Consider the following 26870-nt stretch of genomic DNA (forward strand, 5'->3'; position numbering starts at 1 on the left):
GCACCCAACTTTGCTGCGTTGCGGTGTAAGATAGGCCCACTGCTTACGCTGAGCCGGGTCGCGGCGAAATTCGTTTAGTGTTACTAACCCATTGGAGTAGCTATGAAAAATAAGCTTGTTCGTTCGATGTTGACGCTGGCCTTGACTGCGGCCAGTGCGTTTTCGTCGGCCCCGGCGCTCGCCGAAGCGTTTACTTCGTGCACGATGACCTACAAAATGAGCGGCTGGTCTTTGGTTTACAAGCAATACGACGGTATCGGCAATATCAGTTGCAGCAACGGTCAGCGCGCCCAGGTAGCCTTGGCGTCGAAAAGCATCGGCTTTACCATCGGCAAGTCCGAGATCGAAGGTACCGGGGTGTTTTCCGATGTGAAGAATTTAAACGAGATTTACGGTAATTTCGTCGCCTTGGAAGGCCATGCCGGCGCGACCAAATCGGTGGACGGCCAAGTGTTGACCCGCGGCGAAATATCCTTGGCATTGTCGGGTAAAGGACGCGGGATAGACATCGGCGTAACCTTGGGTGCCCTGACCATTTCGCCGCGTTGATGCAAGCGCGCATCTTGGGGTTCGGTGTTCGTCGTTAGGCAGCCACAGGGAGCTAAGCGCATGCCTTTCGTACAACGCGGCGCCGATGGCGCCATTGTCACGGTAAGCGACAACGGTAACGGAGAATGGTTGGCGGCAGACCACCCCGAGTGGTTGGCCTACGCCAAAGCGCGCTACGAGCAGGATGCCCGTCAGGCGTTGTCCGACACCGATAGCGAGATGGTGCGGGTGATAGACGATTTGGTCGATTTGCTGGTGGCCAAGCAGGTATTGATCTTTACCGAGTTGCCCGAGCGGGTGCAATCCAAATTGCTGGCCAGAAAACAGCTCAGAAACGATATCAACGCATTGCAAAGTCCGATGGTCGATGACGAGGCGCTTTTCTAGAAAATGGGGGCTATAGTTGTTCGCGTCACCCGGCAGCGTTGGCCGCGGCGTTACGAAAGCGCGCTAAGCGCGTACATTATTTGAGCTGTTTGTGAAAAACTCGTTCTTTTTAGTCATTCCCGAGCAAAGAAACGATCCCCAGCTGCTGGCTTCGTTCAGCGACGACGCGCTCAAACAATGGATTACCGAGCTTCCCACGGCGAATCCAGGTCTGGCTGCGCGCTTGTTCTACGAATTGCTGGGCGAGTTGATATCGGTAGACATGCCGGCCGCCAAACGGCTGCACGCGCTGGAAATGCTGAGGGACAGTTTTTTTCTGATCGACGACTACCTGCGTTCCCGCCTGACCCGGTCGGGTTTTCCCAAGGGCGATAGCGAAAAGAAAATTTTCGCCTTGACCTGTAGCATCGAACGCCAGTTTACGATCGGTTACTGGAGCGTGGCGCGCGAGCTGACGCGGCGCGAGATTGGCTGGATGCAGGCCAAGCCGACCGTGTTGTCGATTCAGCGCACGATCAAGGGTTTGAGCCGAATCATCATTACCCATTACATGATGAGTTATCCGATTCCGGATTGGATCTGGATCGACCTGCATTCCTTGTACAAGCTGGCCGTGAAGTTGGATAAAGCCGATGTCAAAGCGGCCGATCAGGGCGGCATTTTCAGTAAGCAGTCGTCGATCGAGGACAGTTACAAACAAATTTTATTGCTCAGTCTGGCCTATCCGTCGGGTTTGATGCAGAAAGAATTCCAGCTGGTTTACGAGTTCATCGAAAAAATCGCCGATTTGCTGGAGATCGAAACCAAGCCGGTCGCCGGCCAAGCCGTGCAATGCTCGATTCTGATGGACGAGGATTTGCCGCCGGCCTTTCTGGCCAGCAGCGGGCAAAGCGATAGGCGTTCGGATTCGGCGATGCTGTATCTGAATCTGAGCAAGCTGGCCAAGGTTTTCAAGCATCCCGACAAATTTTCCAGCAAGGACGAAGCCCGCTTCAGCTCGCTGGAAATGGAAAAAAGCCAGCAGCAACGTCTGCCGGCCGAGTTGTTCGATTATTTACTGCAGCGCTGGCAGGGCAAGGAGCCGCAGGGCTCGGTTTATTTCAGCGACCGGCTCGACCGCTACGTGGCGATCGGCCTGGAGGCCACGTTCGACTTGCTCGATACCTCGCGCGCCGGCACCGGTTCCGGTTTGGAAAAACGCGCCGAGACCGACTCGGAGCGCGCGTTGTCCTGCAATTTCGACCAGGAAGGCGTGTTGTCGATCGGCAGTTTGGTCAGCTTCAGAAAGATCGACGCCTTGCCTCAGCAACGAGCGTTGGGCGTGGTGTGCAAAATACTGGTGCCCAAACAGGACAGCAAGCTGATTTTCGAGTTGATGGTGATCGCCGCCCAGACCTACGCGGTGACCTATCAGGCACTGGATGCAGCACCCGGCGACGAGCGCAAAAAGGCCTTGATTTACGGCGCGAAAGACCACGAAGGCGAGAAGAGTTATATCATTATGGATTCTTTTCGATTGAAAGACGGCGACCTGCTCAGGATGTATATGGGGAACGAGAACTTTCCGATCATCCTCAACGGCAGGCGCAATATCGGCCTGGGGTATTGGCAATTCGAGTGCCGGCGGATTCTGGACGAATCCACCATACCGCAACAACCCAAGAAGAAAGGCTATGACTTTATATAACCCATGCCACAAGCGCCCGATACATCGTATTGCGGGGGGCGTGGCTGCCAAGCGACGGACTCAATGACCACCAATAGCGATCAACCCGCTGATTTTTCGACTTTCGTCGATCCGCACGCCGAACGCGAAGCGGAAAAATACGAGAACCCCATCCCCAGCCGCGAGCTGATCCTGGAGCTGATCCAGCAAGCCGGCAAACCGTTAAGACGCCAACAAATCGCCCAGCAATTCGGGCTGGAATCGGCCGATGCTCAGGAAGCGCTGCGGCGCCGGCTCAGAGCCATGGAACGTGACGGTCAATTGAGCTTTAACAGCCGGCAAAAGTATTGCATCGGTTCCGGCCACAACACCATCGCCGGACGAGTCCTTGGTCATCCGGAAGGTTTCGGTTTCCTGAAGCCGGACGACGGCAGCGAAGACTTGTTCCTGTCGCCGCGGGAAATGAAACCGCTGATGCCGAATGACCGGGTAATCGCCCGCGTCAGCGGCATCGACCGTCGCGGCCGGCGCGAGGCTACCGTGATCGAGATTACCGAACGTAACACCCATCAGATCGTCGGCCGCTTTTTCACCGAGGGCCGCGTTGCCTACGTGGTGCCGGACAATAAGAAGGTCAACCACGAAGTGTTGATCGCCAAGGAGGATACCGGCGGCGCCAAGAACGGCCAGATCGTCGTCGCCGAAATCCTGCAGCAACCCAGCGCCCACTGCCAGCCGATTGGTCGCATCAGCGAAGTGCTGGGCCTGCACATGGCGCCGGGCATGGAAATCGAAATGGCGATTCGTTCCTACGATTTGCCGAACCAATGGCCGGATGCGCTGCTCAAGGAAATCAAGCCGTTGACGCCGGACGTGCCGGAACAGGCCAAACAGGGCCGGGAAGACATCCGCCAGTTGCCGTTGGTGACGATAGACGGCGAGGATGCCCGCGATTTCGACGATGCGGTCTACGCCCAAAAAACGCCGAAAGGCTGGAAATTGCTGGTGGCGATCGCCGACGTGTCGCATTACGTCAAAGTCGGCACCGCGTTGGACGATGAAGCGAAGAACCGCAGCACTTCGGTGTATTTTCCGGAAAAAGTGATTCCAATGCTGCCGGAAATCTTGTCCAACGGCTTGTGTTCGTTGAACCCGGCCGTGGACCGCTTGTGCATGGTCTGCGAGTTGTTGATCAGCAGCGAAGGCCTGGTGTTGCGCTCGCGCTTCTTCGAAGCGGTGATGCGCTCCCACGCTCGCTTGACTTACAGTGCTGTGGCCAAGATGTTGGTGGACGGCGATCAAAAACTGATTAAAAAGCATCAAGACCTGATGCCGCATCTACAGACGTTATACGATCTGTACAAAGTCATGCGCCAGCAGCGCGAATTGCGCGGAGCGATGGATTTCGATACCCAGGAAACCAAAATCGTATTCGGGCCCGAGCGCAAGATCGCCGAAATCGTACCGCTGGTGCGCAACGATGCGCATAAATTGATCGAAGAATTCATGATCACCGCCAACACCGCGGCGGCGCGCTTCCTGAATCGCAAGAAAATGCCGCGCCTGCTGCGGGTCCACGACGGTCCCGGCGCGGAAAAACTGCTGGCGTTGAAGACCTTTCTGAACGAATTGGGATTGCATCTGGGCGGCAAGGCCGAACCGACGCCGTTGGACTATATGCATTTGCTGGAATCGGTACAGCAGCGCCCGGACGCCCACTTGATCCAGACCTTGTTGCTGCGCTCGATGTCGCAGGCGGTCTACAGTCCGGAGACCAAAGGCCATTTCGGTTTGGCGCTGGACGCTTACGCCCACTTCACCTCGCCGATCCGGCGTTATCCCGATCTGTTGGTGCATCGGGCGATCCGGCATTGTCTGGCCGGCCATAAGCCGGACACCTTCCATTACAGCCATGACGATATGGTACTGTTGGGCGAACATTGTTCGGCCAACGAACGTCGGGCCGACGAGGCCACTCGCGACGTGGTCAGCTGGTTGAAGTGCGAATACATGATGGACAAAATCGGCGAGGAATTCGCCGGCGTAATTTCCGCCGTGACCGGCTTCGGCTTTTTTGTCGAATTGCAGGCCATCTATGTCGAAGGCTTGGTGCATATCGCCTCGTTGCAGGACGATTATTTCAATTTCGATGCCAGCAAGCACCAGTTGTACGGCGAACGCAGCGGTATTCGCTACCGCTTGGGCGACAGCGTACGGATTCGGGTGGTGCGGGTCAGTCTGGACGACAAGAAAATCGATTTCGAATTGGTGCAGACCGGCAGAAAAGCCAAGGCCAAGGCCGCGCCCGCCAAGGACAATGGCAAGAAAAAGGCCAAGAAGTCCAAAGCCGAGCCGGCAAAGACCAGTGCCAAATCTAAATCCAGGAAGCGCCGCCGCTCATGAATTTGACTCATCTGTTCGGCATCCACGCGGCGCAAGCCGCATTGGAATATTCGCCGCAAAAAATCCGCCGCGCCTGGGTCGATAGCCAGCGGCAGGACGCCCGCCTCAAACCGCTGCTCGACGAACTGGCCGCACTGGGCATCGGTCTGGAAAAAACCGAGCGCAAGAAGTTGGATAAACTGGCCGACGGCAAGAACCACCAGGGTATCGTCGTCGCCGTCGAATTGCCGGCCATGCGTAGCGAGGACCGTTTGAAGAGCGATGTCGAGGCGTTAACCGAGCCGGCGTTTTACCTGATTTTGGATCAAGTCCAGGATCCGCATAATCTCGGCGCCTGCCTGCGCACGGCCGACGCGGTCGGCGCCCACGGTGTGATCGTTACCAAGGACAATGCGGCCGGCATTACCCCGACCGTGTGCAAGGTCGCCAGCGGCGCAGCCGAAACCGTGCCGGTGTACCAAGTCACCAATCTGGCGCGGACTTTGCGCTGGTTGAAGGAACAAAATATCTGGATCATGGGCGCGGCCGGCGAAGCCGAGCAGACCGTCTACGACATGAAACTGGATATGGCACTGGCTTTGGTGATGGGCGCTGAGGGCAGCGGTATGCGTCATCTGACTCGGCAGCACTGTGACTTTTTGGTCAAGATTCCGATGTTGGGCCAAGTGGAAAGCCTGAATGTTTCGGTCGCAGCCGGGGTGTTGATGTACGAAATCTTTCGGCAAAAACATCTGGTCTAGCGGCATGCGGCGGCTGCGCGGCATCGTTTGCGCTCTGGCGCTTTTTCCAGTCCCGGCTGCACAAGCCGATTTGTCCGCCCAGGCCATCGTCGTGAACTGTCTGAATTGCCACGCTAGCGGCCAGGCAGCGAGCCGTTTGCCCGAGCTTGGCCGTCTCAGCGCCGCCGAACTGGAACAGGCCTTGCTGGCGTTTAAGTACGACAGGCGGACCGCAACCTTGATGCCGCGGCTGGTCAAGGCCTATAGCGATGCTGAGCTTGTCGCTGTGGCGGCCTATCTGGGCCGGCACTGATGCGATCCGTATTGTCGCGGCGTCGGTTTCTGAGCGGCTGTGTCGGGTTGAGCGCTAGTTTGCTGGCCGGCTGCAGCCGGTGGCCGTCGTTAGGTGCGGTCGAGCCGCGAGTGGTGGTGGTCGGCGGCGGTTTCGCCGGTGCTACCGTCGCCAAATATCTGAAAATATTGGACGGTGGGATTCGCGTTACGCTGGTCGAAGCGCAATCCCGTTATACCACCTGTCCGGCCAGTAATTGGCTGTTTGCCGGACTGGGTGGCATGGAACGACTGCGAGTGGATTATCAGGCGCTGCGCAGCCGCTATGGCGTGGAAGTAGTGGCCGATACCGCTGCGGCATTGGATTTGTCCCGGAAACGGGTGCAGTTGCAAAGCGGTGGCGCTCAGGCTTACGACCGCCTGGTCCTGGCGCCTGGGATCGATTTTCGTTGGAATGCAATCGCCGGTTACGACGCGGTCGCCGCCGAACGCTTCCCGCACGCCTGGAAGGCCGGACCGCAGACCTTGGTCCTGTTGCGGCAAGTGCAGGCCATGCCAGACGGTGGCGTGGTGTTGATCGCAGTGCCGGCGGACCCGTACCGCTGTCCGCCGGGGCCTTACGAGCGGGCGAGCATGATGGCATTCTGGCTGAAGCAACACAAACCGCGGGCCAAGATTCTGATTCTCGACGCCAAGCGTAGCTTCTCCAAGCAGGCCTTGTTCGAAGCCGGCTGGGCCAAGCATTACGGCTACGGGACGCCGAACAGTCTGATCGAATGGCATAGTCTGGCCGACAACCCGGTGCTGGAATTGCACGCCGATGCCAAGACTCTGGTCAGCGAGTTCGGCGACCGTTTTACCGGCGACGTGCTGAACATCATTCCGCCGCAAACGGCCGGCTCGATTGCGCGGCAAAGCGGCTTGGCCGATGCCGGCGGCTGGTGTCCGGTCCGGCCGGCCAGCGCACAATCGAGATTCGACGACTTTGTGCATGTGATTGGCGATGCGGCCAACTATGCGCCGATTCCGAAGTCGGCCTTTGCCGCCAATTCCGAAGCGAAAGCCTGTGCTTTCGCGGTTGTGTCGCTGTTGCGGGAACAGCCGTTAGCCGAGGCGCATTGGCTGAATACCTGTTATAGCTTGGTCACGCCGGAGCACGGGATTTCGGTGGCCGGAGTTTACAAGCCCGATACCGGCAATACGGTCAGTCCGGTCAGCGGGGCGGGCGGTGTCAGCGTCCGAAAAGATGCCGAAGTCGAGCGGGCCGAAGCCGAATATGCGCAAATTGTCTACCGCAATTTGGTGGCGGATAGTTTCGGTTGATTTGGTTTTCTCATTAAAAATTATAAATTTCAAAAGGTTGGGCATTGTTTTTTGGGGATTTGTTTCTATTGTTTTGCTTTGCTTTTGAAAAGAAATAAGAAAGCAATTTTTTGGCCAAAATTAACCAGTATTTACCTTGGAAGGCGCGGGAATGGCAAAACAGCATGTTACAATCGCCGCATTTATCCATTCTGGTTGACTGCGTGAAGAAAAGCCCGCTTTTGCAAATCCTGTTGTTGAGCATGCTGACCGGCAAAGCTGTCCAGGCAAGCAGTTTTGTAGTCGAGGACATCAAGGTCAAGGGGTTGCAACGGATTTCGGCTGGTACCGTCTATAACTATTTACCGGTCAACGTCGGCGAAACCTTTACCGAAGACAAGCAAGCCCAGGCGATTCGGGCATTGTTCAATACCGGATTTTTCAAGGATATTGCGCTGGAGCGCGACGGCGCTACTTTGGTCGTCAATGTCGTGGAGCGGCCCTCCGTCGCCAAAGTGGTGATCGAGGGCAATAAAGACATCAAGAAGGAAGATCTGACCGAAGCTTTGAAGAAAATCGGTTTGGCCGAGGGCAAGGTCTACAACAAGCAGGTTTTGGATAAGGTCGAACAAGAGCTGCGCCGCCAGTATTTCAGTCACGGTAAATACGGTCTCAAAATCAAGACCGAAGTTACCGAACTCACCCGTAACCGGGTCGGCATTCACATCGATATTTCCGAAGGCCGGGTTGCCAAGATCAAACAGATCAATATCGTCGGTAGCAAGTCGTTTTCCAACGATGTATTGCGCAAGGAATTCGAATTAAGCACTACCAACTTCCTGTCGTTTTACTCGAAAGACGACCAATATTCGAAACAGAAGCTGTCCGCCGACCTGGAAAAGCTGCGCTCGTATTACCTGGACCGCGGCTATATCAATTTTTCGATCGAATCGACCCAGGTCGACATCACCGCCGATAAAAAGGAAATTTACATAACGATCAACGTCAAGGAAGGCGACGTTTACATGTTGGACAAGGTCAAATTGTCGGGCGATTTGATCGTGCAGCCGGAAGACCTAATCAAACTGGTCAAGGTCGGTCCCGGCGAGATTTTCTCGCGCAAGAACGCAACCGAAACATCGAAAGCCATTTCCGACAGGTTGGGCGACGAAGGTTACACTTTTGCCAACGTCAACATGGTGCCGGAAATCAACGAACAAAACAAAACCGTAGCGATGACGTTCTTCGTCGACCCGGGCAAGCGGGTTTACGTGCGGCGCATCAATATCAAGGGCAACACCAAGACCCGCGACGAAGTTATCCGCCGCGAAGCTCGGCAGATGGAGTCCAGCTGGGCTGCCAGCAGCAAGATCGAGCGTACCAAAACCCGTCTCGACCGCTTGGGTTATTTCGAAGAAGTCGGCGTCGAAACTCCGCCGGTGGTTGGCGCGGCCGACCAAATCGACGTGAATTATTCGATCAAGGAAAAAGCTTCCGGTAACTTGCAGGCCGGTATCGGTTATTCACAGGTGCAAGGCATCATCTTCAATGCCAACGTGTCGCAGGACAATATTTTCGGTACCGGCAAACGCGTCGATTTCGCCTTCAATAACAGCAGTATCCTGACCCGCTACAACCTGGGCTTTACCGACCCTTACTACACCTTGGATGGCGTGGCGCTCGGTTATAACCTGGGCTATACCTCGCGCAACGCCTACGCCGCCAACCTGGCCAGCTACAACACCAACATTACCAATGCCGGCGTCAATTTCGGGATTCCGTTGAACGAATTCGACCGGATCGGTTTCGACGTCGAATTGAAGCGCACCGAAATCGAAAACACGACCTTGTCGTCGGATACGATTTTGAAGTTTTTGGGTTTTGCCAAGGGCGATCCGCTGGTAACCAAATCCAAAAGTTTCAACACGCTATCCACCTCCATGGGCTGGACCCACGATACGCTGGACCGGGCCACCTTCGCTCACAGCGGCGGTCAGCAGCGGGTATCCGGTTTGATCACGGTGCCGGGCAGTGATTTGGAATATTTCAAGATCGGTTACAAGCATCAGCATTATTTTCCGTTGTCCAACGACTTTACCTTCCGCTTGCTGGGCGAAGTCGCTCACGGCGACAGTTATGGCGGCGATTCCGGTCTGCCGTTCTTCGAAAACTATTTCGCCGGCGGTACCAACGACGTACGTGGTTTCATGCAGAATACGCTCGGTATCATCGATACCAACGACTTGAATCCGACCAATACTTTCCGGCGCCCGGTCGGTGGTTCTACCAAAATGATCGGCAAGGCCGAGTTGTTTTTCCCGGTGCCGTTTTTGAGCGACGTCAAGTCGGTCCGGATCGGTTCGTTTATCGACGCCGGAACGTTGGCGCCGGGACTCAATACCGGGGACCTGAAAAAATACTTCCGTTATTCGGTCGGTTTGAGCGGCGAATGGTTGTCGCCGTTCGGGGCCTTGGCCGTTAGTGTCGCCCAGCCGATGAATACCGAAGATACCGACCGGACCCAGGCTTTCCAGTTTACCTTCGGTTCCGGATTTTAGTTCAGTTCAGGCCGGTTTTGCCCTATAATCGCCGCTGCGTTTTGTCTTAACTCATAATTGACCGGAGATGGTTTTAACCATGAAAAATAGAATTTCTTTGTTTTTAATGCTGATGATTTTTGCCGGCATAAGCCACGCGGAGCTGAAAATCGGCTTTGTTAACGTGGCCAAAGTATTGGAGAAAGCGCCGCAAGCGGCAAAAGCAAAAACCCGCCTGGAAACCGAATTTTCACCCCGGGACAAAGCGTTGGCTGCCCAACAAAAAGAAATCAAAACGCTGGAAGAGAAATTGGGTCGCGATAGTGCCGTGATGAGTGACGACGAGCGCCGCAGACTGGAAAAAGACGTATTGGATAAAAAACGCGAATTCACTAGAGCGCAACAGGAATTCAGTGAAGATTTCCAGATGCGCCGCAATGAAGAGTTGGGTACTTTGCAAAAACGCATCGTAGAAGCTGTCAGAGCCTTGGCGAAAGAAGAATCTTTCGATTTGCTGTTGACCGACGGCGTGATTTACGCCAACGACCAAATTGATGTCACCAGTCGCGTCCAACAAAAGCTGGAAACCCTGTCGCAGTAAATTCTTCGCGGCTTTCCTGATCCAAATATCGGAAAGCCGCCGCTCAGTTTACGGAAGGCTTGAGTTTGTCGCGCCTTCCAGTCCCCCCGTCTTCATCTAAGCGCTATGGCCGGAACACTCGATATTCTGCAGATTCAGAAACTACTCCCGCATCGTTACCCGTTTTTGTTGGTGGATAAAGTGGTTGATTGCGAGCCCGGCATCAGCTTGAAGGCTTTGAAAAACGTCACTTTCAACGAGCCTTTCTTTCAGGGGCATTTCCCAAGCCAGCCGATCATGCCCGGTGTATTGATTATGGAAGCACTCGCGCAAGCCACGGCTTTGTTGACTTCGCAAAGCGACGACAAGCTGGGCGAGGGCGCCGTCTATTATCTGGCCGGAATCGACAACGCCCGCTTCAAGCGGCAAGTGGTGCCGGGCGACCAGCTGTGCCTGCATGTGACTTACCTGAAACACAAGCGCCATTTGTGGTCGTTCGATTGCCGGGCCGAAGTCGACGGCGAACTGGCAGCCAGCGCGCAAATCATGTGCGCCGTATCGGTGGCTTAAATGATCGATCCCAGAGCGATTGTCCATCCACACGCCGATTTGGCGGAAGACGTTAGCGTCGGCCCATTCACGGTAATCGGGCCGGACGTGCAAATCGATGCCGGTACCGAGATCGGGCCGCACGTGGTGATCAAGGGGCCGACCGCGATTGGCCGCGATAACAAAATTTACCAGTTTTCGTCGATCGGCGAAGACCCGCAAGACAAAAAATACGCCGACGAAATCACACGCTTGGAAATCGGCGACCGCAACGTGATCCGCGAATTCTGCACCATGCACCGGGGCACGCAGCAGGATCAGGGCTTGACCTTGATCGGCAGCGATAATTTGTTCATGGCCTACACCCATGTCGCCCACGATTGCGTGATCGGCGACCACGTCATCATGGCCAATGGCGCGTCGATTGCCGGCCACGTGCATTTGGGCGACCATGCCATTCTCGGCGGTTTTACCTTGGTCCATCAGTTTACCCAGATCGGTGAGTACAGCTTTTCGGCAATGGGCAGCGCGATCACCCAGGATATTCCGCCTTACGTGATGGTGGGGGGGCGGCCGACCCGTCCGCACGGCATCAACTCGGTCGGTATGGAGCGCAACGGCAAGTCGCCGGAAGTGATCCGCCAGATTCGTCAGGCCTACAAAATCCTGTACAAAAACAATCTGCGCCTGGAAGACGCGATCGAAGAAATGGAAGGCATGGCCGGCGAAAGCAACGAACTCTCCAATATGGTCAGTTTCTTGCGTAATGTCACGCGCGGCATCCTCCGCTAATTCCCCGCTACTGATCGCCGGCATCGACGAAGTCGGACGCGGCTGCATCGTCGGCCCGGTGGTCGCGGCAGCGGTGATTCTGGATCCGGCCCGGCCCATCGCCGGGCTGGCCGACTCGAAAAAACTCAGCGAAAAACGTCGCACTGCGCTGGCCGAGGAAATCAAGGCCAAAGCCTTGGCCTGGGCGGTCGGTCGGGCCGAAGCCAGCGAAATCGACGCCATCAATATCCTGCAAGCCACCTTTGTCGCGATGCGGCGCGCCTATACGCAATTACCCATCAAGCCCGATTATATCAAGGTCGATGGCAATTGCCTGCCCGGCATAACGTGTCCCGGCGAAGCGGTCGTCGGCGGCGACGCGCTGATCGCCGAAATCTCCGCGGCCTCGATCCTGGCTAAAGTGGCCCGCGACAGCGAAATGGCGGTGTTGGATCGGCTGTATCCCGGCTACCATTTTGCCGGCCACAAAGGCTATCCCACTCAAGTCCACCTGACAGCGTTGGCACAACTGGGCGTTACGCCGCAGCACCGCCGTTCCTACGCGCCCGTGAAAAAATTCCTCTAAGCCGATGAGTCCGAGCTTCGTTCATCTGCGTATTCATACCGAGTTTTCGCTGGTCGACGGCATCGTCCGGATCAAGCCGCTGGTAAAAAAACTCAGTGAATTTCAAATGCCGGCCGCAGCTATCACCGAACAGAGCAATCTGTTCTCGCTGGTCAAATTCTACAAGGCCGCGCAAGGCGCCGGTATCAAACCGATAGCCGGCGCCGATGTCTGGATTTATAACCCCGAAGAACCGACGGCGCCGCATCGCTTGACCTTGCTGGCCCGCAACCAGCCGGGTTACGTGACGCTGACCGAGTTGGTTTCCCGCGGTTATCAGGAGGGCCAGCACCAGGGCATTCCGATGCTGCAGAAAGATTGGATTGCCGAAAACCACAACGGCTTGATCGCGTTGTCCGCGGCGATGCAGGGCGACATCGGTGCCGCGCTGCTGGCGGAAAATCGGGCTCAGGCCCGCGCCTGCGCCGAATTTTGGAGCGGTTTGTTCCCCGATTGTTTTTATCTGGAATTGCAACGCGTCGGCAAGTCGGACGAAGAACGCTACATCGCTCTGGCGGTGGAGTTAGCCGCCGAAATGGACCTGCCGGTCGTTGCCACTAACGACGTGCGCTTTTTAAACCCCAGCGACTTCGAAGCCCATGAAGTGCGGGTCTGCATTCACCAGGGCCGGGTACTGGACGATAGCCGGCGGCCGAAAGACTATACCAATCAGCAGTATTTGCGTAGCCCCGAGGAAATGGCCGAGTTGTTCGCCGATATTCCGGAAGCTTTGCAAAACAGCGTCGAAATCGCCAGGCGTTGCACCGTCGAATTGCGCCTGGGCGAAAACTTTCTGCCGGATTTCGAAGTGCCGGATGGCATGACTCTGGCCGATTATTTCAAGCAAGCCTCGCGCGAAGGTCTGGAGGAGCGCTTGCAACAGCATGCGCCTGTTGGTAATGGCAGCTTCGAGGAAAACCGTAAGGTCTACGACCAACGGCTGGAAATCGAGCTGAACGTGATCGTGCAGATGGGTTTCCCCGGCTACTTCATGATCGTTGCCGATTTCATCCAATGGGCCAAGAACAACGACATTCCGGTCGGGCCGGGCCGGGGGTCCGGCGCCGGCTCCCTGGTGGCGTATGCGTTGAAGATCACCGACCTCGATCCGATCGAATTCGATCTACTGTTCGAACGCTTTCTGAATCCGGAACGGGTATCGATGCCCGACTTTGACATCGACTTCTGCATGGAACGCCGCGACGAGGTGATCGATTACGTCGCCCGCCATTATGGTCGCGACCACGTCTCGCAGATCATTACCTACGGTTCGATGGCGGCCAAGGCGGTAATCCGCGACGTGGGTAGGGTGATGGGGCATGCCTACGGTTTCGTCGACCGGCTGGCGAAACTGATTCCGTTCGAAATCGGCATGACGCTGGACAAGGCCTTACAGGAAAGTCAGGAGCTGAAAGACCTGTACGAAGCCGAAGAAGAGGTCAAACAACTGGTCGACATGGCCCGCTCGCTGGAAGGTATTTCCCGCAACGCCGGCAAGCATGCTGGGGGCGTAGTGATCGCGCCGACCAAACTCACCGATTTTTCGCCGCTGTATTGCGAGCAGGGCGGCGGCAACCTGGTGACACAGTTCGATAAGGACGACGTCGAAGCGGTCGGGTTGGTTAAATTCGACTTCTTGGGCCTGCGCACGCTGACCATTATCGATTGGGCGCTACAGACTATTAACCGCCAGCGCGCCGAGAAAGGCGAGCCGCCAATCGACATTGCCCAAATTCCGCGCGACGATTTGCCCAGTTACGAGTTGCTGAAAAACGCCCAGACCACGGCGGTGTTCCAACTCGAATCGAGCGGCATGAAGGCGCTGATTAAAAAATTGAAGCCCGACTGCTTCGACGACATCATCGCGCTGGTGGCCTTGTTCCGCCCCGGTCCGCTGGAATCGGGCATGGTCGACGACTACATCAACGTCAAGCACGGCGCCAAGGCCGAGTACGCCCATCCGTTGCTGGAACCGATTCTGAAGCCCACCAACGGCGTTATTTTGTACCAGGAGCAGGTGATGCAAATCGCCCGCGAAATGGCCAGCTATACCCTGGGTGGCGCCGACATGCTGCGGCGGGCGATGGGTAAGAAAAAGCCGGAAGAAATGGCCAAGGAGCGCGCCAAATTTACCGAGGGTGCGATCGCCAACAACATCGACGAGAGCATCGCGACCTACATCTTCGACTTGATGGAGAAGTTCGCCGGCTACGGTTTCAACAAGTCGCACTCGGCGGCCTACGCGCTGGTGGCCTATCAGACCGCCTGGCTGAAAGCGCATTACCCGGCCGCGTTCATGGCGGCAGTGATGTCGTCTGACATGGACAACACCGATAAGGTGGTGGTGTTGATCGAGGAATGTCGGGAGATGAAACTACAAATCTGCCCGCCCGATATCAATCTGTCCGACTTCCGTTTCACGGTCAACGATAAGGGCGAGATCGTGTATGGCATTGGCGCGATCAAGGGCGTCGGCGAAAACGCGATCGACGATTTGCTAAAAGAACGTAACACCAACGGCCCTTATTCCGGCTTATACGACCTGTGCAAGCGGGTCGATCTGCGCAAAGTCAATCGTCGGGTGTTGGAAGCTTTGATCAAGGCCGGCGCGCTGGATTCGATCGACCCGAACCGCGCCGCGCACATGGCCGAGTTGACCACCGCGCTGCGGGTCGCCGAGCAACACGGCAAAATGGCGTTGGCCGGCCAGAACGACTTGTTTGGCTTGGGCGTCGAAGTCGAGGCAAGCGACAACGAGGCTGACGCCTATTCGACTATGGTCGAGCCCTGGACCGAAAAAGAAAAGCTGGAAGCCGAGAAGCAGACCCTGGGTTTGTTCCTGTCCGGTCATCCCATAGCCGAGTACCTGCCAGAGTTGAAGCACATCACTCACGGTACGCTGGGTAGCCTGGAAGTCGATGCCGGCCGGGCCCGCGGCAAGATGGAAGCCCGCGTCGCCGGCCTGATCGTGGAAATGCGCACCCGCCAGACCAAGCAGGGCAAGATGATGGGTTTTGCCACATTGGACGACCGTACCGGTCGTCTGGAAGTCGCCGCGTTTAGCGGTATTTTCGATAAATATCGGAATCTGTTGAGCAAAGATACGATTTTGATTGCCGAAGGCTCGCTGGCCATGGACGATTTCAGTAATAGCCTGCGTATGACCGCCGAAAAACTGTACGGCATGGAAGAGGCGCGCGAGATCTTTGCGCGCAGCATAACGCTGGAAATCGATATCGCGAGCGCCGATCTGCCAAGCGACTGGCTGGCGCGGTTGCGGGATACGCTGTTACCGTTCCGCGGCGGGCAATGTCCGCTGGAACTGGAATATCGCACGGCCAGCGATAAGGCGGCGCTGAAATTAGGCGACGAATGGCGGGTGCGACCGGCGGACGAATTGTTGATCCGTTTGCGCAGGCTGTTAAACGAAGGCAGCGTTAAAGTCAGATATTAAGCAGTGTTGATTTGGTAATGCTAACCGTTGCCCAGGCTTTGGATTCTGCCTGGATGGTGCTAGGCTGATTGTATGTGAATGGGTAGGCCGACACTTGGCTGATTTTTATGGGGGAAGAATGCGCGGATCGCTTGGTTTTATCTCCTGTAGATTTGTTGCCGCTTATTTGTGGCTGGTGTGTGCGGGCGCAGTTGGCGCCGATGATGGGGGTTATCAGAAAGCTCAAGCCGCCAAGGTCGAAGTAACCAGTGGTATTGTGCTTCGCGCCGACCATAGCGGCCACTTTCGCGGCAAGTTATGGGTTAACGGTAAAGAACTGCCGTTTTTAATCGACACTGGGGCGACCGTCATCGCGATTCCGATGAAGTTCGCGCTGGAAGCGCGCTTACCGTTCGGCAGCCAAGTGGACATGGCTACCGCCGGCGGCAGAACAATCGACAAACAGACGGTTATCGACAGTCTGGTGATCGGTGACACCGAGTTGAAACATGTCGAAGCGGTTCTGAATCAGCACCTGACCGAGATTTTATTGGGTATGAATACCCTGAGGTTTTTCAAAATGACCCAATCCGGCGATCTGCTGACCTTGCAGTTGAATAAGCAATTGATCAAACAGAACCATCTGGAGGATCGGGTGACAGCGCTGGAAGAAGCGCGTCCGCATGGCGAAGGCCAGCCGGTAACCGACTATTACGTGTCGCCCAACCCGATAACTAAATCGGTGGAGTGCGATTCACGCAACCATTGCGTCACCAGGTTCGGCAATTAATCCTTGGTCGCTGCAGCCGGTTTTTAACCGGTTTTTACGAGCGACGCGAAGCTAGGCTATTTGAATCGGCCTTTTAGCATCAGCGTTTGCCAAAGGTGGCGATCCTTGCGCTCGAAATTGGCGTTTCCGCCGGCTTGGCGGTCCGCTTCGTCTTTGGCTTTGGCCTCCCTCAGCACGTCGCGGTAGGAGCGGTTAACGCTCTTGGCGTATTCGGCTTCTTGTTTGTCTTTTTCTTTCGCGATGGTTTTGGGCGGCTCAGGGTCGTAACGCTCGGCCAGTTCGTCCGCTAACGCTTTCAGGTTTTGGCCGATGGTCAGCAGCCATTTGGAGTTGTGGTATTTATCGGTGTCGAGCTTGAAATATTTGAGCAACTCATCGCGCAGATTGAAGCCGTACACCACCGGTTCGCCGCTTTTTTGTTGAAAATCGTAGGCAATGTAAAAATCCAGGGGTTCCTTGGGATTTTTGTCGAAAATAAGCTTCGCACTTTCCATCGAGTAATTTAGCGACTCGATAAACTGCAGGCGCGCGGCTTCCAGCTCGTCGAAAATGAAGTCGTCGCCGATCTGTTTGATAATGTATTTCATACGCTGCTCCGGTGAGGCCGATTGACGGCGCGGCATTGAATTGCGGGTTGAATCTCGTTGGCGATTCTATCGGTAAAATTCGGTTTCCGATTGGGATTGATTTACTTGCCGTGCTCGTAAGCAGGGCTGACGCGCATAAAAAAGGGAGGCCTCAGCCTCCCTTCCGGAATTAAGTCCTCGGTTTTAACGCTTAGCGGTCGGTACGCTTGTATTCGACGCGGCGGTTGTAGGCGCGGCCTTCGTCGGTATCGTTACTTTCGACCGGTTTTGATTCGCCGAAGCCGACTGCAGTTAAGCGTTTGCCGTCCACGCCCTGTTTAATCAGCTCGTTTCTGACGGCATTGGCGCGGCGCTCGGACAATTTCTCATTGTAAGCGTCGGTACCGTAGCTGTCGGTATGGCCTTGAATTTCAACGGTCAGACCGGGATTCAATTTCATCACTTCCACCGCATTCTGGATCAACGGGCTGTATTTGGATTTGATGTCGGCTTTGTCGAAATCGAACAGCAGACCGCGGAATGCCCAGCAGCCGTTTTTATCGACAATGGCACCTTTAGGCGTGTCGGCGCATTTATCGGCGCAGTTGTTGACACCGTCTTTATCGTCATCCAGTTTCGAGCAGTCGGCGACTGGGGTGCCGGCTTTGAAGAAGACGTTTTTGACGAATTCGCTCATGCCGTGCGGAGTGCTGATCGCCTCTGCGGTGGTTGAGAACCCGCAACCGGAGGCGTCGGCAATGCTTTGCAGTACGGCTTGACCTGCTTCGTCTTGCTCGTTGCCTACCCACACGGTATAGATGCACAAGCGGTCGCCGTATTGTGCTTTCAGCGATTCGGCTGTGGGAGCCGGAGAGCTTTCCTCGATACCGTCGCTCAATACGATCATCGCGATGTTGCCGGAGGCGTTAGCCAAATCGTGGCTGGTTTCCTGCAGCGCGTCGGCTAAAGGCGTGCCGCCGCTGGAGCATTGCAAAGAGGTGAGCGCGCTGTCGAAGCCGGCTTGGGTGTAGTTTTGCACCGGCTGGTTCAGCTTGGTAGCGCTCCAATCCAGGCAAGGCCCGTAGCCGAAGCTGCGCAAGCCGGACATCAACGGAATGGAGGGGATGGTTTTGTTGAACTTGTTCAGCAGGGCTTTTTCAACATCCAGCTTGGTGCCACTATAATCCTGAGAATTGAGGTAGATACGGCTCATGGACGACGAAGAGTCGTTCACAACCAGGAAACTGTTGGCTTTTTGTACCAGTTTGCCCGATTTGACCAGCGCATTCAGATCTTCAGCCTGGAACGGCGGGAAGTTATTGCTCGACTGAGTGGCGCAGCCGGATAGTACTGCTCCAGCCAGAGCGGCCGTGATCATTAGGTTTTTTTTCATATATCAAGTCTCCTGGTTGTTATTCTTGGGCGGGCAAGGCTGGAGTGTTTGCCTTGGTGGATAAAGTCTAACATCAATCCCTTATTTTTTTATAGTTCATTCAATTGGGCTGCGTGCCGTGAAATAATAGCGGTTTGGCCTTGCCGTTGATTTTTTACCCGGAGACGCGTGATGCGAAAGTGGCTTTTACTCAGTTTGTTGTTGGTGCAGTTCAATTCGGCCCTTGCCGACGATATTAAGCATGCTGCCGAGCAAGGCAATGCTCTGGCCCAAGCTAAGCTGGCATCGCGTTTGTTGTTGGGCCGCGATGGTGAGCAGAAAGACGAGGAACGAGCGGCATATTGGATGGAAAAGGCGGCCAACCAAGGCTTGGTGGATGCCCAAGTGGCGCTGGCAGCGATGTACGATCGCGGTTTGGGGCTTACCGCCGACCGTGATAAAGCCACCTATTGGTATGAAAAGGCCGCTGCCCAAGGTCATGGGACGTCTCTGGCCATCCTCGGTAAGAACGATGCTGCCAAGGGCAGCGTGCAATTCAATTATCAGGCGATGCGGCTGAATGCGTCGCGCTCGATTCCCGGCGAATACGCAAAGAAATTTTTAATCACGAAATAATTCGATAATGAGTATAAGAACCCGATTTGCTCCGAGTCCCACTGGCTATCTTCATGTTGGTGGTGCAAGAACTGCATTGTTTTCATGGCTTTATGCTAGAAAGCACGGCGGCCGCTTTATATTGCGGATCGAGGATACCGATCTGGAGCGTTCGAGCCAGGAATCGGTCAACGCGATTCTGGAGGGCATGACTTGGTTGGGCTTGGAATACGACGAAGGTCCGTTTTACCAAACCCAGCGCTTCGATCGTTATAAAGCAGTGATTCAGCAACTGCTCGACCAAGGCGATGCCTACCACTGCTACTGCAGTCGTGAAGAGCTCGATGCGTTGCGCGAGCAGCAAATGGCCAATAAGGAAAAGCCGCGTTACAACGGTAAATGCCGTCATGGTGTGTCCGACCCGCGCGGGGAGCCGGTGGTGCGCTTCAAAAATCCGGAAAGCGGCGAGGTGGTAATTGACGATTTGGTGAAAGGTCGGATCGTCGTTGCCAATAAGGAATTGGACGATTTGATCATCGCTCGTTCCGACGGTACCCCGACCTACAATTTGACCGTCGTCGTCGACGATATGGATATGGGGGTGACGCACGTCATTCGCGGCGACGATCACGTCAACAATACGCCCCGGCAGATCAATATCTTGCAAGCGTTGGGTGCGCAATTGCCGATTTATGCCCATGTGCCGATGATTCTTGGCTCCGATGGCGCGCGCCTGTCCAAACGCCATGGTGCGGTCAGTGTTATGCAATACCGCAACGACGGATATCTGCCGGAAGCATTGTTGAATTATCTGGTGCGATTGGGCTGGTCGCACGGCGATCAGGAGTTGTTTTCGATCGAGGAAATGATCGAGTTGTTCGAGTTAGAAAAGGTAAACGTGTCGGCCTCTACCTTCAACACCGACAAGCTGGTTTGGTTAAATCACCAATACATGATGAACTCCGATCCGGCGCACGTGGCCCGGCATTTGGCCTGGCACATGGGCGAGCGCGGCATCGATCCGGCCTGCGGCCCGGCGTTGAGCGAGGTCGTCAAAGCTCAGCGCGAACGCTGCAAGACTTTGGTGGATATGGCCAATGACAGCGTCTATTTCTACCGCGAGTTTGACGAGTATGACGACAAGGCCGTGAAGAAGAATTTCAAGGCCGGTGTCGATGCTGTTTTGCAGCACTTGCGCGATCAATTCAGTGCGCTGGAAGGCTGGGAGGCCGAGGCGCTGCATCAGGTCGTGCTGGATAGTGCCGAGCGGTTGGAACTAAACTTGGGTAAAGTTGCGCAGCCGTTGCGGGTAGCGGTGTGCGGCGGCAGCGTGTCGCCGGCTATAGACCTGACCTTGAAACTGCTGGGCCGCGAAAAAACCTTGAATCGCTTGGATCGGGCGATCGAGTTTATAAAAAAATTATAAATTCTCTGGACAAGGCTCTAAATATCCGTATAATACGAGAACTCAACTACGGGGCCATAGCTCAGCTGGGAGAGCGCTTGCATGGCATGCAAGAGGTCAGGAGTTCGATCCTCCTTGGCTCCACCAAATTAGTTGATTTAGTCCTAAGTCCCCATCGTCTAGTGGCCTAGGACACCGCCCTTTCACGGCGGTAACCGGGGTTCGAACCCCCGTGGGGACGCCAATCTGGCTAAAACCGGTCAAGACCGGTAACCGCAAATCAAAAATCAGCAGACGCTTCTGCTAATAGTCCTGAGTCCCCATCGTCTAGTGGCCTAGGACACCGCCCTTTCACGGCGGTAACCGGGGTTCGAACCCCCGTGGGGACGCCAATTCTCGTGATTCCTTTCCGTGATTTATCTGCAGCTGTTTTGCATCGGCTTGTGTCGGTCCGAACGTCTCTAATTCAAATCCTTGAAAGCCTCGATCAGTCGCTGTTTGGCGTTCATTTCAATGATTTCGCCGTGAGCAATGACAATGCGCCGCACATCCCAATCGAGAATCCGATCCGCACAACGAGATAGGCCGGTTCGATCCTTTATCAATAACTTCATGCTTCGCGACATCCCCAGCCGGCCGTAGACGCCGAGCAAGCGGGCGGCGAGTCGCGCCAATAAAGCATGGTCGTTACCGAAACAGAACAGCAGGTCCGTCAAAATCAGCGTGCCGCTTTGTTTATGTAACCACACGGTTTCATTGATAACCGGCAGCCCTTCGATAAACAGGCTGTCCAATTCTGCGGCCCATGGCGCTCCTTCCGCTGAAGGAATAATCGGAAAACCGGCTAAATCCGGCCGTTTTTCTGCTAGCCCCGGTGCCATATAACCTTGAGCGTCGCGGCAGACCTGCAGAAAAGCTAAGAAGAATAAGTGATGGCTTTTGTTTGGTGCGATCACTTGTTTAACCGGGCCGATTTCGGCGATCGCGCCGATCAATTCCGGTGCAGGCAATATCGGGGAATGCAACCAGACTTCGCCATTGGCGAGCCTGACGAACGTTGCCCGGGTAGTCAAGTTTAGCGGACCGAGCTTAAGTGGCTGTTGCGCATACCAGATTTGGCCGGGAACCAGTGTTTGCAAGCTCATAAATCGATCCGGCCGCCGCTTCGCCGGTTTATTTGCCGATGTTTCCGCCATGCAGGCCGCACTCTTTTTTCGCGCTGTCCTCCCACCACCAGCGTCCGGCGCGTTCGTGTTGATTCGGTAACACCGGCCGGGTGCAAGGTTCGCAGCCGATACTGATATAACCGTGGTGGTGCAGGTCGTTGTACGGCACCTGATATGCCTCAATGTAATCCCACACCTGAGCGGACGACCAATTCAGCAACGGATTGAACTTGACCAGCTGTTTGCCCGGACCGGAGAAGCCGGCGTCGAGCTGCACTTCCGGAATATCGCCACGAGTGTCCAGGCTCTGGTCTTTGCGTTGGCCCGTGATCCAGGCATCCAAGGTCGCCAATATCCGTTTTAAAGGTTCGACCTTGCGGATGCCGCAACATTGTTGGTGGCCGTCTTCGTAAAAACTGAACAGGCCTTTTTCCTTGACGAATATATCCAACTGTTCGCGGTCGGGGCTCAAAATATCGATGGCGATGCCGTAATGCTTGCGCACTTTTTCGATGAAGCGGTAGGTTTCCGGATGCAGGCGGCCGGTATCTAAAGAAAACACCTGAATGTCTTTCCGGATGTTCAATGCCATATCGATCAACACCACATCCTCGGCGCCGCTGAAAGAAATGGCGATGTTGTCGAAATTGGCCAGCGCCGCTTTCAGAATGGTGCGCGGATTTTTGCCTTGCAGTTCGGTTTGGGCAGTGTTCAGATCGAATGCGGTCATAAATTAACTCTGGGCAAAGTAACGAGATAAAAATTCGTCGAAATCGAGCTCGTCGCCGGCTTCGATTTCGGCTTGCTTCTGCAGCGAGCTGGCGGCCAGCTCTTCGAATTGGCGCTGGCTGTCTGCATCCAGCGGTTCGGCGTTGAAATAATGTTTGTGCAAGGCCGAGGTGTTGCTGGCAAAGCAGCCGAATTCCTGGCCGTTTTCGCGCATGCAGGCCAGAATCCGTGCCGACGGCGTCAACGCCGGGTTGTCGACGACGGCGAGCTGCTGCTGCAAGGCGAGTTGGTAAGGTCGATCCAGGCTGCCGCGGTCGAGTACCGCACAGATCGGTTGCATCGCGCAGAGGATGTCGTGCGCCCAATTTTGCAGGGTAACCGGAGTGCCGTTGCGGTTTAGCTCCAATCCGGGGCGGCGGCCCTGGTTGGCGACCAGCAACTGGTTGCTGTTGTTGACTTGAAACTCGTCCGGCCCCTGTGGCGGGCTATCGTGCAACAAGCAGTACAGCAAGAACGCCTCGACGAAACGGGCGGTGCTCTCGTCGATCCCGATCGGATTCAACAGGTTCAGGTCCAAAGAGCGCATTTCCACATACAGCACGCCGCGGCGCTTCAGGGCCAAAGTCGGCTTCTCGCCGGATTTGGCGATTTGTTTCGGCCGCATGGTGCTGTAAAACTCGTTCTCGATTTGCAGGATATTGGCATTCAGCTGCTGGTAGTCGCCGTCGATTTTGACGCCAATCGCCTGGTATTCAGGATACGGTGTGTTGATCGCCGCACTCAGGCTTTGCACGTAACCTTCCAACGAGTTGTAGTCGATTTTCAGGCTGGCTTGGTTTTTACTTTTGTAGCCGATGTCGCTCATCCGCAGCGATGTGGCGTAAGGGTGGAATAAAGTATGGTCGTCGAATTCCTTGAACTGTTCCATCAGCTGCGGCCGGCTTTTAAAAAAGTCTTGCAGATGGCCGGTGATGCGCCGAACAGGTACAAAATCAGCCAACCTTGGCGATGGAAGTTGCGAATCAAGCCGAAATACGACTTGGAAATAAAGTCTTCCAGCGACAAGTCGCCGCCGTCGTAACCGTGCAGTGCCGGCCACAACGCTTCCGGTACCGAATAATTGAAATGAATGCCGGCGATCGCCTGCATGGTGCGGCCGTAACGATGCCACAAGCCCTTGCGATAGATGTGTTTCATCTTGCCGATATTCGAGCTGCCGTATTCGGCGATCGGGATGCTCAGATCGCCGTCGATGCCGCACGGCATGCTGGTGGCCAGCAGCATTTCGTCGCCCAGGTGCGGGTAAACGAACTGATGAATCTGATGCATGAAATGCAGCGTTTGCTTGATATCGGCGAACGGCGGCGTGATGAACTCCAGCAACGCTTCCGAATAATCGGTGGTGATGTGGGGGTGAGTCAAAGCCGAGCCTAGGGCACGCGGGTGAGGGGTTTGCGCGATCAGGCCATGTTCGGTGATACGGAGGCTTTCTTTCTCGATGCCTTTCAGACCTTGTTTTAGCAGGTATTGTTGATCGCGGTCGATCAGGTATTTGAGACGGTCGGGAAAGCAGCAATAGGTAATTATCATAGAGGAAAAGGTCGGCGCCTGTGGCGTCTGGAGTTAGCGGGCCATTATAAAGGCTGGTGTCCGGTTTATAGAAATCGGGCTGACATCGAATGGAGAGATGAGGCGGTGCGCCGGCCATTTCAAGGTTCGCCCGCGCAACAGCGTTTGTCGGGTTCCGCGTCGCTGTCTCGAGAGGTCATCTGTGTTGTAATACGCGTTTGATACCACATCCGGCGATTGCCGCTTCGAAACCCCGATACTTTGCCGATGACCCATAACCCCGCGCTGGACAAACTGCGTAGCGTATTTGGCTACGACAGTTTTCGCGGCCAGCAGCACGCTATCATCGAACAACTGATTGCCGGCCGCGACGTATTGGTGTTGATGCCGACCGGCGGCGGCAAATCGTTGTGTTACCAGATTCCGGCCTTGGTGATGGACGGCGTCGGCATCGTCATTTCGCCGTTGATTGCCTTGATGCAAGACCAAGTCAGCGCCTTGCATCAGCTCGGCGTCAGAGCGGCGTACTTGAATTCCACCTTGTCTCTGGAACAGGTGCGCGACATCGAACAGCGCTTGCAAAGCGGCGAGTTGGATTTGTTGTATATCGCGCCGGAGCGCTTATCCAATCCGCGCACCCAGGCCTTGTTCAACCGTTGCAAGATTGCCTTGTTCGCGATCGACGAGGCGCATTGTGTCTCGCAATGGGGCCACGATTTCCGCGCCGATTACCTGCAATTGTCGGTATTGCACCAGCAATTTCCGACGGTGCCGCGGATTGCGCTGACTGCAACCGCCGACGAACGTACCCGCCAGGAAATCATTAGCCGCTTGGCGCTGGAACAAGCTCAAATTTTCGTCAGCGGCTTCGACCGGCCCAACATTCGCTACCGGATTGTGCAGAAGGACAATGCCCGCCAGCAATTGCTGAGTTTTATCCGCAGTGAGCATCCCGGCGATACCGGCATCGTCTATTGCCTGTCGCGTAAAAAAGTCGAGGAAACCGCGGAGTGGCTCAACCAAAAAGGCCTGCGGGCGTTGCCTTACCACGCCGGTCTGGACCACCAACTGCGGCAGAAGAACCAGCACCAATTTTTGATGGAGGACGGCCTGATCATCGTCGCCACCATCGCCTTCGGTATGGGGATCGACAAGCCGAACGTGCGCTTCGTCGCCCATCTGGATTTGCCGAAGAGCATTGAGGCTTACTACCAGGAAACCGGTCGTGCCGGCCGCGACGGTTTGCCGGCCAACGCCTGGATGGCTTACGGTTTGCAGGACGTGTTGACCTTACGCCAAATGCTGGGAGCCTCCAACGCCGATCCGGCCCATAAACGGGTGGAACTGCACAAGCTGGACGCGATGCTGGCCTTATGCGAAACGGTCAGTTGCCGGCGCCAGGCTTTGCTCGGCTATTTCGGTGACGTCCTGGAGCAGGCCTGCGGCAATTGCGATACCTGTCTGGAGCCGGTCGCGACCTGGGACGGCAGTCTGGCGGCGCAGCAGGCCTTGTCCTGTATCTACCGCACCGGCCAGCGTTTCGGCGTGACCTACCTGATCGACGTGTTGCTCGGCAAGGACGACGAACGCATCAAGCAATTCGGCCATGATTCGCAGTCGACTTTCGGCATCGGCAAAGCGCTCGACGAAAAGCGCTGGCGCTCGGTGTTCCGGCAATTGGTGGCCAAATCGTTGGTGGAGATCGACTTCGACGGCCACGGCAGTTTGCGTCTGGCCGACGCCTGCCGGCCGGTACTGCGCGGCGAGCAAACCTTGATGCTGCGCAAGGACGTGCAAACCGCCAAAACCCGGCGGGAGAAATACGAAAAACGCCAGCCGGGCGGGGCGGCGGATACGGCCTTGTGGGACGCGCTAAGGGCCAAGCGCAAACAGTTGGCCGACGAGCAGGACGTGCCGCCGTATGTGATTTTTCACGATGCGACGTTAATGGCGATGGTGGAGGCCCGGCCGCACAACCACCAGCAGTTGGGGCTGATTTCAGGCATTGGCCAGCGCAAGCTGGAATTGTACGGCGACGAGTTTTTGGCCGTCTTGGCCGAGTTCGATAACGCGGCAGAGCCGAGTTCCAGCTCCGATACCGTCGTCGAGAGTCTGGATTTGTTTCGCTTGGGTTATAGCGTGGAGCAGGTGGCGCGGCAGCGGGGCTTGAGCGAGGATACCGTTTACAACCACATGGCGAAAGCGTTGGAGTCGGGTTTGGTGGAGTTGGGCGATGTCCTGACCCTGTCGCCGGCAGAGCTCGGCGAAATCGAAGCCGCGTTACTGGCGCGGCCGGACGAGCAACGCAATGCATTGAAACCGGTATACGAACAGCTGGGTGGAGCTTACAGTTACGGCATACTGCGCTGCGTCCGGGCCGCGCTACAGCGGCAGACGGCCTAGACTTGAGCGACCTCTGCCAGTTGGAAGCAGTAGTCGGTTTTCAGGCAATGGTCCAGCCATTTCTGTAGAAAATAGTTCAAACGCCACTTGTAATCGCGAATTTCAATCAGGTCGCCGGGATCCTGGTAGACCTTATCCACCGTCGGTCGGTCGTTGTCGCGGATGACTTCTGCCAGTTGGGCATCGAGATAGATTCGGATTTTGACCGCCGGTACCACCAGTTCCGAGCGTTGCTGATTGAAGCAGTGGGTTAGTTCGATGGTCAAGGTGTACGGATTGCGTTCCAGCACGTCCAGATAGAGAGCCGGTCTGTTCTGGGTTAACCCGATTGCGGATTTATCGAAGGAACGTAAATTAGGGATTAACTTGAACAATTTCTGATAGTTGGATTCGCACAGCTGTTCCAGGCAAAACGAGGTGTTGACCGGCTGCACCAGGCTCAT

The 26870-nt window shown here is 55.7% G+C and carries 24 protein-coding genes and 3 tRNA genes; 20 read left to right on the top strand and 7 right to left on the bottom strand.

The features are described from left to right. Positions 1 to 102: 102 nt before the first annotated feature. The 14 genes from PL263_RS01235 to PL263_RS01300 all read left to right on the top strand — a co-directional run bounded on the left by PL263_RS01235 (position 103) and on the right by PL263_RS01300 (position 16602). Positions 103 to 549: a hypothetical protein gene (locus PL263_RS01235; protein ID WP_278211317.1), complete on the top strand. Its 447-nt coding sequence runs from the start codon at positions 103 to 105 to the stop codon at positions 547 to 549. A 60-nt stretch (positions 550 to 609) separates the two neighbouring features. Beyond that, entirely contained in the window at positions 610 to 936 is a 327-nt protein-coding gene (locus PL263_RS01240; RefSeq protein ID WP_140911340.1) for a hypothetical protein, read from the top strand. Positions 937 to 1027: 91 nt separating this feature from the next. Further along, positions 1028 to 2623 carry a hypothetical protein gene (locus tag PL263_RS01245; protein WP_278211318.1) on the top strand — a complete coding sequence of 532 codons (1596 nt, stop codon included), beginning with the start codon at positions 1028 to 1030 and terminating at the stop codon, positions 2621 to 2623. A 63-nt stretch (positions 2624 to 2686) separates the two neighbouring features. Continuing rightward, positions 2687 to 5005, top strand: coding sequence for a ribonuclease R (rnr, locus tag PL263_RS01250; RefSeq protein WP_278211319.1), 2319 nt, complete (start codon positions 2687 to 2689; stop codon positions 5003 to 5005). Then, on the top strand, positions 5002 to 5745 hold the full coding sequence (gene rlmB, locus PL263_RS01255) for a 23S rRNA (guanosine(2251)-2'-O)-methyltransferase RlmB (protein WP_278211320.1): 744 nt from the start codon (positions 5002 to 5004) through the stop codon (positions 5743 to 5745). The genes rnr and rlmB overlap by 4 nt, the downstream gene beginning before the upstream one ends. Before the next feature lie 4 nt (positions 5746 to 5749). Further along, entirely contained in the window at positions 5750 to 6037 is a 288-nt protein-coding gene (locus PL263_RS01260; RefSeq protein WP_140911336.1) for a hypothetical protein, read from the top strand. Next, positions 6037 to 7338 (top strand): NAD(P)/FAD-dependent oxidoreductase, encoded by a 1302-nt coding sequence (locus PL263_RS01265; protein ID WP_278211321.1) that lies wholly within the window; start codon positions 6037 to 6039, stop codon positions 7336 to 7338. The genes PL263_RS01260 and PL263_RS01265 overlap by 1 nt, the downstream gene beginning before the upstream one ends. Positions 7339 to 7502: 164 nt before the next feature. Next, complete coding sequence (bamA, locus tag PL263_RS01270) at positions 7503 to 9875, top strand: outer membrane protein assembly factor BamA (protein WP_278211322.1); 2373 nt, start codon at positions 7503 to 7505, stop codon at positions 9873 to 9875. A gap of 79 nt (positions 9876 to 9954) precedes the next feature. Beyond that, positions 9955 to 10455, top strand: a complete 501-nt coding sequence (locus PL263_RS01275) for an OmpH family outer membrane protein (RefSeq protein ID WP_140911333.1) — start codon at positions 9955 to 9957, stop codon at positions 10453 to 10455. Positions 10456 to 10560: 105 nt separating this feature from the next. Continuing rightward, positions 10561 to 11004 carry a 3-hydroxyacyl-ACP dehydratase FabZ gene (fabZ, locus tag PL263_RS01280; protein ID WP_140911332.1) on the top strand — a complete coding sequence of 148 codons (444 nt, stop codon included), beginning with the start codon at positions 10561 to 10563 and terminating at the stop codon, positions 11002 to 11004. Further along, positions 11005 to 11775 carry an acyl-ACP--UDP-N-acetylglucosamine O-acyltransferase gene (gene lpxA, locus PL263_RS01285; RefSeq protein ID WP_140911331.1) on the top strand — a complete coding sequence of 257 codons (771 nt, stop codon included), beginning with the start codon at positions 11005 to 11007 and terminating at the stop codon, positions 11773 to 11775. Beyond that, positions 11750 to 12340 (top strand): ribonuclease HII, encoded by a 591-nt coding sequence (gene rnhB, locus PL263_RS01290; RefSeq protein ID WP_278211323.1) that lies wholly within the window; start codon positions 11750 to 11752, stop codon positions 12338 to 12340. Before lpxA ends, rnhB begins: the two co-directional genes overlap by 26 nt. A gap of 4 nt (positions 12341 to 12344) precedes the next feature. Next, complete coding sequence (gene dnaE / locus PL263_RS01295) at positions 12345 to 15833, top strand: DNA polymerase III subunit alpha (RefSeq protein ID WP_278211324.1); 3489 nt, start codon at positions 12345 to 12347, stop codon at positions 15831 to 15833. Positions 15834 to 15951: 118 nt separating this feature from the next. Beyond that, on the top strand, positions 15952 to 16602 hold the full coding sequence (locus PL263_RS01300) for a retropepsin-like aspartic protease (RefSeq protein WP_278211325.1): 651 nt from the start codon (positions 15952 to 15954) through the stop codon (positions 16600 to 16602). A 56-nt stretch (positions 16603 to 16658) separates the two neighbouring features. On the opposite strand, the gene PL263_RS01305 is transcribed toward PL263_RS01300, so the two are convergent. Both PL263_RS01305 and PL263_RS01310 read right to left on the bottom strand, forming a co-directional pair. Further along, complete coding sequence (locus tag PL263_RS01305) at positions 16659 to 17189, bottom strand: hypothetical protein (protein ID WP_278211326.1); 531 nt, start codon at positions 17187 to 17189, stop codon at positions 16659 to 16661. Between the two features lie 190 nt (positions 17190 to 17379). Then, positions 17380 to 18561 (bottom strand): OmpA family protein, encoded by a 1182-nt coding sequence (locus PL263_RS01310; RefSeq protein WP_140911326.1) that lies wholly within the window; start codon positions 18559 to 18561, stop codon positions 17380 to 17382. A gap of 171 nt (positions 18562 to 18732) precedes the next feature. Between PL263_RS01310 and PL263_RS01315 the strand changes: the two genes are divergently transcribed. From PL263_RS01315 to PL263_RS01335, 5 genes are all read left to right on the top strand, one after another. Then, a complete protein-coding gene (locus tag PL263_RS01315; protein ID WP_278211327.1) occupies positions 18733 to 19176 on the top strand; it encodes a sel1 repeat family protein in 444 nt (147 codons plus the stop codon). Positions 19177 to 19183: 7 nt separating this feature from the next. Beyond that, positions 19184 to 20581, top strand: coding sequence for a glutamate--tRNA ligase (gltX, locus tag PL263_RS01320; RefSeq protein WP_278211328.1), 1398 nt, complete (start codon positions 19184 to 19186; stop codon positions 20579 to 20581). 50 nt (positions 20582 to 20631) lie between these two features. Continuing rightward, positions 20632 to 20707: transfer RNA gene (locus PL263_RS01325), tRNA-Ala, on the top strand. A 21-nt stretch (positions 20708 to 20728) separates the two neighbouring features. Further along, positions 20729 to 20804, top strand: a tRNA-Glu gene (locus tag PL263_RS01330). A 72-nt stretch (positions 20805 to 20876) separates the two neighbouring features. Then, a tRNA-Glu gene (locus PL263_RS01335) sits at positions 20877 to 20952 on the top strand. A 69-nt stretch (positions 20953 to 21021) separates the two neighbouring features. On the opposite strand, the gene PL263_RS01340 is transcribed toward PL263_RS01335, so the two are convergent. The 4 genes from PL263_RS01340 to PL263_RS20340 are packed head-to-tail and all read right to left on the bottom strand — an operon-like array spanning position 21022 to position 24045. Further along, the gene (locus tag PL263_RS01340; protein WP_347568948.1) at positions 21022 to 21756 is read right to left on the bottom strand and encodes a DUF4336 domain-containing protein; all 735 of its coding nucleotides are present in this window, start codon (positions 21754 to 21756) and stop codon (positions 21022 to 21024) included. Further along, positions 21734 to 22456, bottom strand: coding sequence for a phosphoadenylyl-sulfate reductase (locus tag PL263_RS01345; RefSeq protein WP_278211330.1), 723 nt, complete (start codon positions 22454 to 22456; stop codon positions 21734 to 21736). The genes PL263_RS01340 and PL263_RS01345 overlap by 23 nt, the downstream gene beginning before the upstream one ends. A gap of 3 nt (positions 22457 to 22459) precedes the next feature. Beyond that, complete coding sequence (locus PL263_RS20335) at positions 22460 to 23383, bottom strand: hypothetical protein (protein WP_347568927.1); 924 nt, start codon at positions 23381 to 23383, stop codon at positions 22460 to 22462. After that, positions 23383 to 24045 carry a hypothetical protein gene (locus PL263_RS20340; RefSeq protein WP_347568928.1) on the bottom strand — a complete coding sequence of 221 codons (663 nt, stop codon included), beginning with the start codon at positions 24043 to 24045 and terminating at the stop codon, positions 23383 to 23385. Before PL263_RS20340 ends, PL263_RS20335 begins: the two co-directional genes overlap by 1 nt. A gap of 246 nt (positions 24046 to 24291) precedes the next feature. On the opposite strand from PL263_RS20340, the gene recQ reads away from it, so the two are divergent. After that, positions 24292 to 26427, top strand: a complete 2136-nt coding sequence (recQ, locus tag PL263_RS01355) for a DNA helicase RecQ (protein ID WP_278211331.1) — start codon at positions 24292 to 24294, stop codon at positions 26425 to 26427. On the opposite strand, the gene PL263_RS01360 is transcribed toward recQ, so the two are convergent. Beyond that, positions 26424 to 26870: a DUF1249 domain-containing protein gene (locus tag PL263_RS01360; RefSeq protein WP_140910570.1), complete on the bottom strand. Its 447-nt coding sequence runs from the start codon at positions 26868 to 26870 to the stop codon at positions 26424 to 26426. The genes recQ and PL263_RS01360 overlap by 4 nt on opposite strands.

It is taken from the genome of Methylomonas sp. EFPC3, from assembly GCF_029643245.1.
GTDB classification, from domain to species: Bacteria; Pseudomonadota; Gammaproteobacteria; order Methylococcales; family Methylomonadaceae; genus Methylomonas; species Methylomonas koyamae_B.